The sequence below is a fragment of the Streptosporangium sp. NPDC002607 genome, assembly GCF_053592655.1.
The window spans coordinates 172,397-186,432 of record NZ_JBSFWD010000002.1 but is presented as its reverse complement, the minus strand read 5'-3'; the positions used below and the strand labels follow the sequence as shown (position 1 = coordinate 186,432).

12 protein-coding genes are annotated in these 14,036 nt (G+C 70.4%); all 12 read left to right on the top strand.

Annotated features, from left to right (window positions below):
- The first annotated feature begins 12 nt into the window (after positions 1-12).
- Positions 13-1,020, top strand: a complete 1,008-nt coding sequence (nusA, locus tag ACWD3H_RS03285; protein WP_350913032.1) for a transcription termination factor NusA — start codon at positions 13-15, stop codon at positions 1,018-1,020.
- Complete coding sequence (locus tag ACWD3H_RS03280) at positions 1,004-1,306, top strand: YlxR family protein (RefSeq protein ID WP_343968962.1); 303 nt, start codon at positions 1,004-1,006, stop codon at positions 1,304-1,306. Before nusA ends, ACWD3H_RS03280 begins: the two co-directional genes overlap by 17 nt.
- Before the next feature lie 143 nt (positions 1,307-1,449).
- On the top strand, positions 1,450-4,605 hold the full coding sequence (gene infB, locus ACWD3H_RS03275) for a translation initiation factor IF-2 (RefSeq protein WP_451953850.1): 3,156 nt from the start codon (positions 1,450-1,452) through the stop codon (positions 4,603-4,605).
- A 112-nt stretch (positions 4,606-4,717) separates the two neighbouring features.
- Positions 4,718-5,017: a DUF503 domain-containing protein gene (locus tag ACWD3H_RS03270; protein ID WP_030904200.1), complete on the top strand. Its 300-nt coding sequence runs from the start codon at positions 4,718-4,720 to the stop codon at positions 5,015-5,017.
- A 67-nt stretch (positions 5,018-5,084) separates the two neighbouring features.
- Entirely contained in the window at positions 5,085-5,567 is a 483-nt protein-coding gene (rbfA, locus tag ACWD3H_RS03265) for a 30S ribosome-binding factor RbfA (protein WP_350913038.1), read from the top strand.
- Entirely contained in the window at positions 5,564-6,562 is a 999-nt protein-coding gene (locus ACWD3H_RS03260; protein ID WP_451953849.1) for a DHH family phosphoesterase, read from the top strand. Before rbfA ends, ACWD3H_RS03260 begins: the two co-directional genes overlap by 4 nt.
- A gap of 33 nt (positions 6,563-6,595) precedes the next feature.
- Positions 6,596-7,495: a tRNA pseudouridine(55) synthase TruB gene (gene truB / locus ACWD3H_RS03255; RefSeq protein ID WP_451953848.1), complete on the top strand. Its 900-nt coding sequence runs from the start codon at positions 6,596-6,598 to the stop codon at positions 7,493-7,495.
- Between the two features lie 136 nt (positions 7,496-7,631).
- Entirely contained in the window at positions 7,632-8,585 is a 954-nt protein-coding gene (locus tag ACWD3H_RS03250; RefSeq protein WP_343973847.1) for a bifunctional riboflavin kinase/FAD synthetase, read from the top strand.
- 258 nt (positions 8,586-8,843) lie between these two features.
- Positions 8,844-9,113 (top strand): 30S ribosomal protein S15, encoded by a 270-nt coding sequence (gene rpsO, locus ACWD3H_RS03245; protein ID WP_030904195.1) that lies wholly within the window; start codon positions 8,844-8,846, stop codon positions 9,111-9,113.
- Positions 9,114-9,432: 319 nt separating this feature from the next.
- Entirely contained in the window at positions 9,433-11,757 is a 2,325-nt protein-coding gene (locus ACWD3H_RS03240) for a polyribonucleotide nucleotidyltransferase (protein ID WP_451953847.1), read from the top strand.
- Positions 11,757-13,070: a M16 family metallopeptidase gene (locus tag ACWD3H_RS03235; protein WP_355561316.1), complete on the top strand. Its 1,314-nt coding sequence runs from the start codon at positions 11,757-11,759 to the stop codon at positions 13,068-13,070. The genes ACWD3H_RS03240 and ACWD3H_RS03235 overlap by 1 nt, the downstream gene beginning before the upstream one ends.
- Before the next feature lie 124 nt (positions 13,071-13,194).
- Complete coding sequence (dapB, locus tag ACWD3H_RS03230; protein WP_350913047.1) at positions 13,195-13,932, top strand: 4-hydroxy-tetrahydrodipicolinate reductase; 738 nt, start codon at positions 13,195-13,197, stop codon at positions 13,930-13,932.
- Positions 13,933-14,036: the final 104 nt, after the last annotated feature.

Below are 14,036 nucleotides of genomic sequence, written 5' to 3'. Positions count from 1 at the left end.
GGGGGAAGCCTCGTGGACATCGACATGAGCGTCCTGCGCAGCCTGGAGCGGGAGAAGGACATCTCCTTCGACCTGGTCGTCAAGGCGATCGAGGACGCGCTGCTGATCGCATATTTCCGGAGCGAGGGCGCGGCGGCCAAGGCGCGCGCCGAGCTCGACCGCAAGTCCGGGCACGTGACCATCTTCGCCGCCGAACTCGACGCCGAGAGCGGGGAGGTGCTCAGGGAGTTCGACGACACCCCGGGCAACTTCAGCCGCATCGCCGCGACCACCGCCAAGCAGGTCATCCTGCAGCAGCTCCGTGACGCCGAGGACGAGATCAACTTCGGGGAGTTCGCCAGCCGCGAGGGCGAGCTGGTGGCCGGCGTCATCCAGCAGGGCAAGGACCCGAGGGTGGTCCTGGTCGACCTGGGCAAGATCGAGGCGGTGCTGCCGCACAGCGAGCAGGTCCCGGGTGAGGAGTACGTCCACGGCGAGCGGATCCGCTGCTACGTGGTCCAGGTCAAGAAGGGGCACAAGGGCCCCTCGGTGACCCTGTCGCGCACCCACCCCGGACTGGTGAAGAAGCTCTTCGCGCTGGAGGTGCCGGAGATCGCCGACGGTACGGTGGAGATCGCCGCCATCGCCCGCGAGGCCGGTCACCGCACCAAGCTCGCGGTCAGGTCGCGGCGGCCGGGGGTGAACGCCAAGGGCGCCTGTATCGGCCCGATGGGCTCGCGCGTGCGCAACGTGATGACCGAGTTGCACGGTGAGAAGATCGACATCATCGACTGGTCGGAGGATCCCGCGGAGTTCGTGGGGAATGCCCTGTCGCCGGCGCGCGTTTCCCACGTAGAGGTGATCGACTTCGACGGCCGTGCCGCGCGGGTGACCGTGCCGGACTACCAGCTCTCCCTTGCCATCGGCAAGGAGGGGCAGAACGCCCGGCTGGCCAACCGCCTCACCGGCTGGCGCATCGACATCCGTCCCGACACCCAGCCGGGGGACGCGGCAGGTTCCGCAGATGCGTCCACACGGTAAGCTGGAATATGGTGGCCAGGCTGCCCCACTGAGAACGTGTGTGGGGTGCCGGGTTCGCACGGTTTCCTCCGAGCTGCTCCGCCTGGTGGTGGTCGAGGGCGTTATAGTCCCCGACCTGCGAAGACGGCTCCAGGGGCGTGGTGCTTCACTGCATCCCACCCTGAGCTGTCTCGAACTCGCAGAGCGTCGCCGAGCGTTTCCGCGTGCGTTTCGCGTTGCGGTTCCGCTCGACCTGTCGCGGCTGCGTGGCCACCTGGAAGAGCAACAGGCTGAAAGGATCGGGTGAAATGGTTACCGACTGTCATGTAGGACGCCGATTTGATGGGCTGGTCAGATAGCTATGAGCGCCTGATGAGCATGCGGCGATGAGTACGTCAACGTAACGACGGTCCGGCGGCACCGCCTCCCGGGCCGAGACAAGGGAGTGCAGTGGCGAAGGTCCGGGTATACGAGCTCGCCAAGGAGTTCGGTGTGGAGAGCAAGGTCGTCATGGCCAAGCTCCAGGAGATGGGCGAGTTCGTGCGTTCGGCGTCCTCGACTATCGAAGCACCGGTAGTCCGCAGGCTCACGGAAGCGCTAGGCGGCCCCAGTAAGGGTTCGTCCGACAGGGGCAGAGGCCCCAGGCCGCCTCAGGCGGCACCTCGGCCGGGTGACGGCCAGCCAAACGGCGTCTCTTCGGCGCCGACATCCATCCCCAAGCCGGGACCGGCCCCTCGGCCGGGACCGCGACCGGGTCCCGTACCGGCTCGTCCTGCGGCGCCCGCGCCGCAGGCCCCGCCGGTCGTTCCCAAGCCGGAGCCCCAGCAGGTGCAGCCTCCGCAGCCGCCGCGGCAGCAGCCGCCGCAGGTGCAGCCGCCGCGCTTCGAGGCGCCCCGCAGCGACAGCGGCCGTCCGGCGGCCTCCGGCCCCAAGCCGGGTCCGCGGCCCGCTCCGCGCCCCGGTCCGGCGGCGCGCCCCGAGGGTCGTCCGGAGGGTCGTCCCTCGGGTGGCCCCGGCGGAGCGCCCTCGGGTCCCAGGTCCGGTGCCGGCGCGGGCGCGCCCAAGCCGGGTCCGCGTCCGGGCCCGCGTGGTCCGCGCCCCGGTAACAACCCGTTCTCGTCGAACGCCAGCGGCATGGGCCAGGCCCGTCCGCCGCGTCCCGGCGGTCCCGGTGGCCCCGGTGGTCCCGGCCGCGACGGCGGTCCCGGCGACAGGGGGCCGCGTCCCGGTCCGCGTGAGGATCGCGGTCCCCGCGAGGGTCGCGACAGTGCCGGTCCCCGTCCGCCCGGCGCCCGTTCCGGTCCGCCCGGTGCGGCCGGCCCGCGTCCGGGTCCCGGCGCGGGTGGCCCGCGTCCCGGCGGCGGTGCGGGTGGCCCCGGTGGTCCGCGCCCCGGTGGTCCGCGTCCCAGCCCGATGATGATGCCGCAGGGCCGGCCCGCCGGTCCCGGTGGCGGCGCGGGCCGCCCCGGTGGCGGTGCGGGTGCCGGTCGTCCCGGTGGCGGCGCGGGCCGTCCCGGTGGCGGCGGCGGTCGTCCCGGTGGCGGTGGCGGCGGTTTCGCCGGCCGTCCGGGTGGCGGTGGCGGCGCGGGCCGTCCCGGCACCGGAACCGGTGGTCCCGGTGGCGGTGGCGGCGGTTTCGCCGGCCGTCCCGGTGGCGGTGGCCGTGGCCGCGGTGGAGGCACCGCGGGCGCGTTCGGCCGTCCCGGCGGACGCCCGACCCGCGGTCGCAAGTCCAAGCGCCAGCGGCGTCAAGAGTTCGACAACATGCAGGCCCCGGCGATCGGCGGCGTGCAGGCTCCTCGCGGCAACGGGCAGACGATCCGCCTGTCGCGCGGCGCCTCCCTGTCGGACTTCGCCGACAAGATCGGCGCGATCCCGGCGTCCCTGGTGCAGATCATGCTGCACCTGGGCGAGATGGTGACCGCCACGCAGTCGGTCAACGAGGAGACGCTCCAGCTTCTGGCCGCCGAGCTCGACTACAACCTGCTTGTGGTCAGCCCGGAGGAGGAGGACCGCGAGCTCCTGGAGACCTTCGACATCGAGTTCGGCGAGGACGAGGGCGACGAGTCCGACCTGGTCGCGCGCCCGCCGGTGGTGACCGTCATGGGTCACGTCGACCACGGTAAGACCAAGCTGCTCGACGCCATCCGCAACACCAACGAGGTGGCGCAGGAGGCGGGTGGCATCACCCAGCACATCGGTGCCTACCAGATCGCCGCCGAGCACGAGGGCGAGGACCGGAAGATCACCTTCATCGACACCCCGGGTCACGAGGCGTTCACCGCCATGCGTGCCCGAGGTGCCAAGGTGACCGACATCGCCGTCCTGGTCGTCGCGGCCGACGACGGTGTGAAGCCGCAGACCATCGAGGCGCTCAACCACGCCCAGGCGGCCGACGTGCCGATCGTCGTCGCGGTCAACAAGGTCGACAAGGAGGGGGCGGACCCGAACAAGGTGCGCGCCCAGCTCACCGAGTACGGCCTGGTCGCCGAGGAGTACGGCGGCACCACGATGTTCGTCGACATCTCCGCCAAGAACGGGACCGGCATCGAGAACCTTCTCGAGGCCATCCTGCTCACCGCGGACGCCGAGCTCGACCTGCGGGCCAACGACACGATGGACGCGCAGGGCGTCGCCATCGAGGCCCACCTCGACAAGGGCCGTGGTCCGGTCGCGACCGTGCTGGTCCAGCGCGGCACGCTCCGCGTCGGCGACTCGATCGTCTGTGGCGAGGCCTTCGGCCGCGTCCGGGCGATGCTCGACGACAAGGGCGAGGCGATCCAGGAGGCCGACCCGTCCCGTCCGGTGGCGGTCCTCGGTCTGACCGCGGTGCCGGGCGCCGGTGACAACTTCATCGTCGTCACCGACGACCGGATGGCGCGCCAGATCGCCCAGCAGCGCGCGGCGCGCAAGCGCATCGCGGACATGGCCAAGTCCGGCCGTCGCCGCACCCTCGAAGAGCTCTTCAGCGAGATGGAGAAGGGCCAGGTCGACGAGCTCAAGCTCATCATCAAGGGTGACGTCTCCGGTTCCGTCGAGGCTCTGGAAGACGCGCTGCTCAAGATCGACGTCGGTGACGAGGTGCGCCTGCGGGTGCTCCACCGCGCCGTCGGTGCGATCACCGAGTACGACGTCAACCTGGCGGTCGCCGACGACAACGCGGTCATCATCGGCTTCAACGTGCGCCCCGAGGTCAGGGCGCGCGATCTGGCCGAGCGCGAGGGCGTCGACATCCGCTACTACTCGGTCATCTACCAGGCGATCGAGGAGATCGAGGCGGCCCTCAAGGGCATGCTCAAGCCGGAGTTCGAAGAGGTCCAGATGGGCACCGCGGAAGTCCGCGAGGTCTTCAAGGTGCCGAAGATCGGCAACATCGCCGGTGCTCTGGTCCGCTCGGGCACGATCGTCCGCAACAGCAAGGCCCGTCTCATCCGCGGCGGGGTCGTCATCTCCGACAACCTCACCGTCTCCTCGCTGCGTCGCTTCAAGGACGACGCGACCGAGGTGCGCGAAGGGTTCGAGTGCGGTATCGGTGTCGGCTACAGCGACATCAAGATCGATGACGTCATCGAGACCTTCGAGATGCGGGAGAAGCCGCGCGTCTGATGCCCCCGGACAGGCAGCAGGACCGTCCCGCCGGCCGCCCCCTCTGGGGCGGCGGCCGGCGGGCGGCCCGCCCCTGAGGTGGCACAGTGACGATCGTGGCGGGTGATCCACTATGTATGTAGGTGCCCTGACATTGGACATCCTGCTCGGCGAGGTCCACTCGCTGAAGCAGAAGCGCTCGGTGGTGCGTCCCATCGTCGCCGAGGTGCAGCGACGGTTCCCGGGTGTGGCCGTGGCGGAGACCGGTCATCTCGATCTGCACCGCCGTACCGAGATCGGGATCGCGGTCGTCTCCGCCACCGCGGCCAACTGCGGTGCGGTGCTGGACGACTGCGAGCGGCTGATCGCGTTCCGCCCGGAGATCGAGTTGCTGTCCGCCAGACACCGGCTCTACAACGAGGACGAAGACTAGGTGTGGAGACGGCCGGCGGCGGAGGCACCCCTCCCGCTCCGGCCGTTCCCACAAGAAGGGGGGAGCTATGGACGCCGCACGAGCACGCAAGATCGCCGACCGGATCCAGCAGGTCGTGGCGGAGATGCTGGAGCGCCGGATCAAGGACCCCAGGCTGGGGTTCGTGACCGTGACGGACACGCGAATCACCAACGACCTGAGCGACGCCACGGTGTTCTACACCGTTTTCGGCTCTGAGGCGGAACGAGCCGACTCCGCCCTGGCGCTGGAGAGCGCCAAGGGGCTCATCCGTTCGGAGGTGGGCCGCCAGACGGGGCTGCGCCACACGCCGACGCTGACGTTCACCCACGACCCGCTCCCGGACACCGCCCGTCACCTGGAGGACCTGCTCGCCGAGGCGAAGGCCAGGGACGTGGAGATCGCCAAGCGGGCCGAGGGGGCCCTGCACGCGGGGGACGCCGACCCCTACCGCAAGCCCGAGGACAGGGACCACGACTTCGGGGACGAAGAGGACGAATCCTCGGAGCGCGCGGGACGCTCCGCGACGTGACGCCCGATCCGCGTGCCGACGGCCCGGTCTCCGGCCAGGACTGGGACCGGGCCGTCGAGCTCATCTCGGCCGCGGACGAGGTCGCGCTGGCCTGTCACGTCTCGCCCGACGGTGACGCACTCGGCTCCACGCTGGCCGTCGGGCTCGCGCTGCGCGCGGCGGGCAAGCGGGTCACCGCGTCCTTCGGTGACCGGAGTTTCCATGTGCCCAGGCTGCTCCGCTTCCTGCCGGGGCAGGACCTGCTGACCGACCCCGCGCACTATCCCGCGGTACCCGAGGTGATGGTCACCTTCGACGTCCCCACCGCCGAGCGCCTTGGCACGCTGGCCGGAAACGCGGTCAGGGCACGAGAGCTGATCGTGCTGGACCACCACCCGTCCAACACCGGGTTCGGCACGCTCAACCTGATCGACCCCGCCGCCGCAGCCACCGCCGTGCTCGCCGAGGAGTTGATCCGCAGGCTCGGCCTGCCGATCGACGGGGCCGTCGCGACCTGCCTGTACGTCGGGCTCGTCACCGACACCGGCTCGTTCCGGCACTCCTCCACCACCCCGCGGGCGCATGCCATGGCCGCCCGGCTGGTGGCATGCGGGCTTGACCCCGAGCAGATCGCCCGTGAGCTGTGGGACCGTTCCCCGTTCGGCTACCTGAAGGTGCTCGGTGCCGCGCTGGAGCGGGTTCGGCTGGAGCCCGAGGTGGGCGGCGGCCTGGTCTGGACGTTCGTCACCCGGGCCGACCGGGCCGCGTACGGGCTGCCGTACGACGAGGTGGAGGGGATCATCGACGTGGTCCGGCGCACCGACGAGGCGGACGTCGCCGCGATCCTCAAGGAGGACGACGAGGGCGCCTGGCAGGTCTCGACGCGCTCCAAGGGCGGGGTGGACGTCTCGCGCGTCTGTGCCGAACTGGGCGGCGGCGGGCACGCCAAGGCGGCGGGTTTCACCTCCCACCTGCCCGTCGAGGAGACGATCGCCAGTCTCCGGGCACTGCTGTAGAACTCTCCTGACACATCTGTCAAAGGAATCCCATTGAGCACGGCTCGCGCCAAGCGCACCCCGCCGCCGAGCGGGCTGATCATCGTCGACAAGCCCGCCGAGTGGACCTCCCACGATGTCGTGGCCAAGCTCCGCGGCATCGCGGGCACCCGCAAGGTCGGCCACGCGGGCACCCTCGACCCGATGGCCACCGGGGTGCTGGTGGTCGGCGTCGAGAAGGCCACCCGCCTGCTCGGCCACCTCGCGCTCACCGAGAAGGGCTACGACGCCACGATCCGCCTCGGCCAGGCCACCAACACCGACGACGCCGAGGGGGAGATCATCGCTACGGCGTCGGCGGCGGGTGTCACCGAGGAGGACGTCCGCAAGGGGATCGCCGCACTGACCGGTCCGATCATGCAGATCCCGCCGCAGGTCAGCGCCATCAAGGTGAACGGCGAACGGGCCTACAAGCGAGCCAGGGCGGGGGAGGAGGTCACGCTCAAGCCACGCCCGGTGACCGTGTCGGGTTTCGAGATCACCGCGGTGCGACGGCACGGCGACCTCGTCGACGTCGACGCCTCGGTCTCCTGCTCCAGCGGCACCTACATCCGCGCGCTCGCCCGTGACCTGGGCGCCGGTCTGGGCGTCGGCGGCCACCTGACCGCCCTGCGCCGTACCCGGGTGGGCCCCTACGACCTGTCGGCGGCCCACACCCTGGAGGGGCTCGCCGCCGAGTGCGTGATCCTGCCGATGGCCGACGCCGTCGCGGCGGCCTTTCCCCGCCGGGACGTGACCGCGGCGGAGGCGGGCTCCGTCGCGCACGGTGGACGGCTTCCCGCGCTGGGCATGGGGGACGGGCCCATCGGGGTGTTCGGCCCCGACGGCACGCTGGTGGCACTGGTGGAGGAGCACGGCAAGATCGCCAAGTCCCTGGCGGTGTTCGTCCCCTGACGGCCGTACCGTGGTGGGTGCGCCTTCGACCGACGTCAGGGGGCACGTCGACGCCAAGGGGCTCCCCGATTGGGGAGAAGGTCCAAGAGCATGGCAGGCTTTAGGGGTCGATCCGCTACAAGGGGAAGAGGCTGCGGTGCGAGGCTGGCACGGATTGGACGACGTGCCCGAAGACTGGGGCAGGTCCGTCGTCACGATCGGCGTCTTCGACGGCGTTCACCGCGGGCATCAGCAGATGGTGGCTAGAGCCGTCGCGATGGCCGCGGATCTTGGAGTGCCCTCGGTGGTGGTGACCTTCGACCCGCATCCGGAGGAGGTGGTGCGGCCCGGCACGCACCCTCCGAGGCTGACGACGGCCAGGCACCGCACCGAGCTTCTGGCCGGGCTGGGGGTCGACGCGGTGTGCGTCCTGCCGTTCACCCTGGAGTTCTCCCGGATGAGCCCCGACGAGTTCGTGCAGACCGTGCTCGTCGACCGGCTGCACGCCGCCGGGGTCGTGGTGGGGGAGAACTTCCGCTTCGGCCACAAGGCCTCCGGTGACGTGGAGACGCTGCGCACCCTCGGCGAGAAGTACGACTTCGTGGCCGAGGCGGTCCCGCTGGTCAGCGATGGTGAGACGATCTCCTCCACGCTGATCCGCGAGCAGATCGCCTCCGGTGACATGGAGGCGGTCAGGCTGACGCTCGGCCGCCCGCACCGGGTCGAGGGTGTGGTGGTCCGCGGCTACCAGCGCGGCCGGCAGCTCGGTTTCCCGACGGCCAACCTGGAGTCGCCGGAGTTCACCGCGATCCCCGCCGACGGCGTCTACGCCGGCTGGCTGCAGGGTGTCGAGACCGGCAACCTGCCCGCCGTGTACGGCGGCGAGCGCTGGCCCGCGGCGATCTCCGTGGGTACCAATCCGACCTTCGAGGGCGTGCCCCGCACCGTCGAGGCGTACGCGCTCGACCGTGACGACCTCGACCTCTACGGCGCGCACGTGGCCGTCGACTTCGGGCCGAGGCTCCGCGGCAACACCAGGTTCGACTCGATCGAGGCGCTCATCGAGCAGATCCACGCGGACGTGGACGAGGTGCGGCGCCTGACCGGCTGATCTCTCCCGCACGACCCTCGCGCCACAAGGGCCGTCACCGTCCCCGCGGGCCCCTTGGGAGGGGCGGTTCACGGGGGCCGGAGCCATGGGGCTCCCGCATGATGTGCGGGGGCTGCGAGGCCGATGGTAGCCTGGCATGTCAGCTCTGTAATCGGTGTTCTCGTGATCCCGATGCTGATCTCGCCACGGCGACTGTAGGCACGCACGGTCGTTCGGGGAGCCGGAATTGCGCGTGCCCGTAGAGGTTCAAGGAGAAAAGTGTCGCTCGACACCGCCGCAAAGAAGCAGATCATCGGTGACTACGCCAAGGGTGAGACCGACACCGGTTCGCCCGAGGTGCAGATCGCGCTGCTGAGCAAGCGCATCAGCGAGCTCACCGAGCACCTGAAGGTGCACAAGCACGACCACCACAGCCGTCGCGGTCTGCTGCTGCTCGTCGGCCGCCGCCGCCGGCTGCTGAAGTACCTGCAGAGCAAGGACATCGCGCGCTACCGTTCGCTCATCGAGCGGCTCGGCCTGCGCCGATAGAGTCATGAGGGAGCGGCCTGCATGCCGCTCCCTCATCTCATATGGTCCGGTGTCGGCGCGTCGCGCCATGAAGACACCGTTCCAGTGAGCAAACTGAATAGCCGAGACAGTGCCCCGCGTCCGCAAGCAAGCGCGCCCCACGGCGTCGGAGGGCCGGTCCTCGGTAGTGGCCCCCGGTCATCTTGGCACAAGCCATACGGAACCGGGCGCTTCGATCGAAGACCGGCGCTGCACCTACGGGGAGCCGGCAACACGACGAACCAGGCGCGACACGTGCGTCTGGCCGGACGCGGGCGACCGACCCACAAGGAGGTCCCCCGTGGAGGGTGTCCACAGCAGCGAAGCCGTTATAGACAACGGCTCATTCGGCACGCGTACCATCCGGTTCGAGACCGGGCGGCTCGCGCGCCAGGCGGCGGGTTCCGCCGTCGTCTACCTCGACGACGACACGATGGTCCTCTCCGCGACCACCGCGTCCAAGAATCCCAAGGAGAACCTCGACTTCTTCCCCCTCACGGTGGACGTCGAGGAGCGGATGTACGCCGCGGGCCGCATTCCCGGTTCGTTCTTCCGGCGTGAGGGCCGTCCCTCCGAGGACGCCATCCTCACCTGCCGCCTGATCGACCGGCCGCTGCGCCCCTCGTTCGTCAAGGGCCTGCGCAACGAGATCCAGGTGGTCGCCACCATCATGGCGCTCCACCCCGAGCACCTGTACGACGTCATCGCGATCAACGCCGCGTCCCTCTCCACCCAGCTGGCGGGGCTGCCGTTCTCCGGCCCGATCGGCGGCGTCCGCGTCGCGCTGATCGAGGGCCAGTGGGTCGCCTTCCCGACCAACTCCGAGCTGGCGAACGCCACCTTCGACATGGTGGTCGCGGGCCGCGTGCTCGACGACGGCGACGTCGCGATCATGATGGTCGAGGCCGAGTCCACCCGCGACACGCTCAAGCTCGTCGCCGAGGGGGCCATGGCGCCGACCGAGGAGACCGTGGCGCAGGGCCTGGAGGCTTCCAAGCCGTTCATCAAGGTGCTCTGCGAGGCGCAGGCCAAGGTCGCGAAGGTCGCCGCCAAGGAGACCGCCGAGTACCCGCTCTTCCTCGACTACCAGGACGACGTCCTGGAGGCCGTGACCGGCGCGATCAGGAGCGAGCTCGCCGCCGCGCTGACCATCGCGGGCAAGCAGGAGCGCGAGACCGAGCTCGACAGGGTCAAGGCCCTGGCGCTGGAGAAGGTCGGACCCGACTTCGAGGGCCGCGAGAAGGAGATCAGCGCCGCCTTCAGGTCGCTGACCAAGAAGCTCATGCGCGAGCGCGTCATCGCCGAGGGCGTCCGTATCGACGGCCGCGGCGTCAAGGACATCAGGCAGCTCAGCGCCGAGGTCCACGTCGTGCCCCGGGTGCACGGTTCGGCCCTGTTCGAGCGCGGTGAGACCCAGATCCTGGGCATCACCACCCTCAACATGCTGCGCATGGAGCAGATGATCGACACGCTCAACCCCGAGCGCACCAAGCGCTACATGCACAACTACAACTTCCCGCCCTACTCCACCGGCGAGACCGGCCGCGTGGGCTCTCCCAAGCGGCGCGAGATCGGCCACGGCGCGCTCGCCGAGCGGGCGCTGCTGCCCGTCCTGCCGCTGCGCGAGGAGTTCCCGTACGCGATCCGTCAGGTCTCCGAGGCGCTGGGTTCCAACGGCTCGACCTCCATGGGGTCGGTCTGCGCCTCGACGATGGCGCTGCTCGACGCGGGTGTCCCGCTCAAGGGCATCGTCGCGGGCATCGCGATGGGGCTCATCAACGAGGGCGACCAGTACGTCACGCTGACCGACATCCTCGGGGCCGAGGACGCCATGGGCGACATGGACTTCAAGGTCGCCGGCACCAAGGACGTCATCACCGCGCTCCAGCTCGACACCAAGCTGGACGGCATTCCGGCCTCCGTGCTGGCGGCCGCGCTGAAGCAGGCCAAGGGCGCCCGCCTGGCGATCATCGACGTGATGCAGGAGGCCATCGACTCTCCGGCGGAGATGAACGTCACGGCTCCGCGCATCATCACGATCAAGATTCCGGTGGACAAGATCGGAGAGGTCATCGGCCCGAAGGGCAAGATGATCAACCAGATCCAGGACGACACCGGCGCCGAGATCACCCTCGAGGACGACGGAACCATCTACATCGGCGCCACCGACGGCCCGTCCGCCGAGGCGGCCAGGTCGGCGATCAACGCCATCGCGAACCCGCACATGCCGGAGGTCGGCGAGCGCTACCTGGGCACGGTCGTCAAGATCGCCGCCTTCGGCGCCTTCATCTCCCTCATGCCGGGCAAGGACGGTCTCCTGCACGTCTCCCAGATCCGCAAGCTGCACGGCGGCAAGCGCATCGAGAACGTCGAGGACGTCATGAACGTCGGTGAGAAGATCCAGGTGGAGATCGCCGAGATCGACTCGCGCGGCAAGCTCTCCCTGGTGCCCGTCGAGGTCATCGAGAAGGAGGCCGCGGCCAAGGCCGAGGCCGGCGACTCCGACACCTCGGCGGCCCCGCAGGCCGAGGCGCCCGCCGACGACCGGCCGCGCGAGGAGCGGCCCCGCCGCACCCGTACCCGCAGCAGCGGCAACCGTGGCGGAGGGGAAGACCGCAACTCGTGATCACCACCACTCTGCACCCCGGTAAGGAGGGCTCCGGGGTGGTGAAGCGCACCGTCCTCCCCGGTGGGCTCCGGGTGGTGACCGAGTCCATGCCGACCGTGCGTTCCGTCGCGGTCGGCATGTGGGTCGGCATCGGATCGAGAGACGAGTCCCCCCAGCACATGGGCTCCTCCCACTTCCTTGAGCACCTGCTGTTCAAGGGGACCCCCACGCGGGACGCGCTGGAGATCTCCGCGGCCATCGAGGGCATCGGCGGCGAGATCAACGCCTTCACCGCCAAGGAGTACACCTGCTACTACGCGCGGGTCCTCGACGAGGACCTGCGGGTGGCGATCGACGTGCTCGCCGATGTGGTGACCTCCTCGCTCATCACCCCCGAGGACGTCGAGGCCGAGCGTGGCGTGATCCTGGAGGAGATCGCCATGCACGACGACGACCCCTCCGACGTGGTGCACGAGCAGTTCTCCGCCGAGCTGTACGGCGACACGCCCGTCGGCAGGCCGATCCTCGGCACCGTCGACTCGATCACCGCGGTCACCCGGGACCGGATCGCCGAGTACTACCGGCGCTACTACCTGCCCACCCACACCGTGGTGTCGGTGGCGGGCAACATCGACCACGAGCGGGTCGTGGCCCTGGTCGCCGCGGCCTACGAGCGGGCGGGGGCCCTGGGCGGGGACGCCTCGCCGGTTCCCCCGCGCGTGTCGGGGCCCGGTGTCGAGGCCCGCTCGGGTACCCGGGTGGTGCACCGGCCGACCGAGCAGGCCAACCTGGTCCTCGGTACGACCGCGCTGACCCGCACCGACGATCGCCGCTTCGCGCTCGGCGTGCTCAACGCGGCGCTCGGCGGCGGCATGTCATCGCGGCTGTTCCAGGAGATCAGGGAGAAGAGGGGCCTCGCCTACTCGGCCTACTCCTACACCTCCGCCCTCGCCGACACCGGCCAGTTCGGCATCTACGTCGGCTGCCTGCCGTCGAAGATCGACGACGTGCTGAAGATCTGCCGCGAGGAGGTGCTCCGCGTGATCGCCGACGGCATCACCGAGGAGGAGATCGTCCGGGGCAAGGGTCAGATGCGCGGCGGTCTCGTGCTCGGCCTGGAGGACACCGGCTCCCGGATGTCCAGGATCGGCAAGGGCGAGCTGGTCTTCGACGAGCTGCTCTCGGTCGACGACCTGCTCGGCAGGATCGACGCGGTGACCCCTGAGGAGATCACCGCGGTCGCCGCGGACGTCCTCAACCGTCCGATGTCCCTCGCGGTCATCGGCCCCTACGACGAGGACAGGGACTTCAGCGCGACGCTGGCCGGCTGACGACCCCGTCTGCGAGCGGCCCCGGCGCGTTCTCGCGCCGGGGCCGTCCGCGTCTCCGGGGCGGCTCTCCGGACCCGGTGGTCCGCGACAGTCCGGCGGGCCCGCACGGTATAGCCTTGGGGCCGTGATCAGGGTTGGAGTTCTCGGCGCCCGAGGGCGCGTCGGTGTCGAAGTGTGCAAGGCCGTCGAGGCGGCGGACGATCTGGAGCTGGTCGCGGCGGTCGATCAGGGCGACCCGATCGAGGAGCTGGAGCGCGCCGAGGTGGTGGTCGACTTCACCCACCCCGACGTCGTCATGGACAACCTCAAGTGGTGCATCTCCCACGGCGTCCACCCGGTGGTCGGCACCACGGGCTTCGACGCCGGGCGGCTGGCGACGGTCAGGGGTTGGCTGGACGCCAACCCGGGCGTCAACGCGCTGATCGCCCCCAACTTCGGCATCGCGGCGGTGCTCATGATGCACTTCGCCCAGCAGGCCGCCCGCTACTTCGAGTCCGCCGAGATCGTCGAGCTGCACCACCCCAACAAGGCGGACGCGCCCTCGGGCACCGCCCGCCACACCGCCGAGCTGATCGCCGAGGCCCGGCGCAAGGCGGGTTCCGCGCCGATGCCCGACGCCACCAGCACGGAGCTGGACGGGGCCCGCGGCGCCGACGTCGACGGGGTGCGGGTGCACGCGGTACGGCTGGCCGGGCTCATCGCCCACCAGGAGGTCATCCTGGGCGGCGCCGGCGAGATCCTGACCATCCGCCACGACACGATGAACCGCTCGTCGTTCACCCCCGGCGTGCTCCTGGGCGTGCGCCGGGTCCGCGAGCTCCCCGGCCTGACCGTCGGCCTGGAGCCCCTTCTCGACCTCTGACAGGTGTGACGAGGCCCGGTGCGACCACAGTCCGCGCCGCGCCGCTCCTCGGCCCCCCGGGGCTCCCAGGGGCCCCGGGTGGCGTTCGTCGCGCGACCATGACG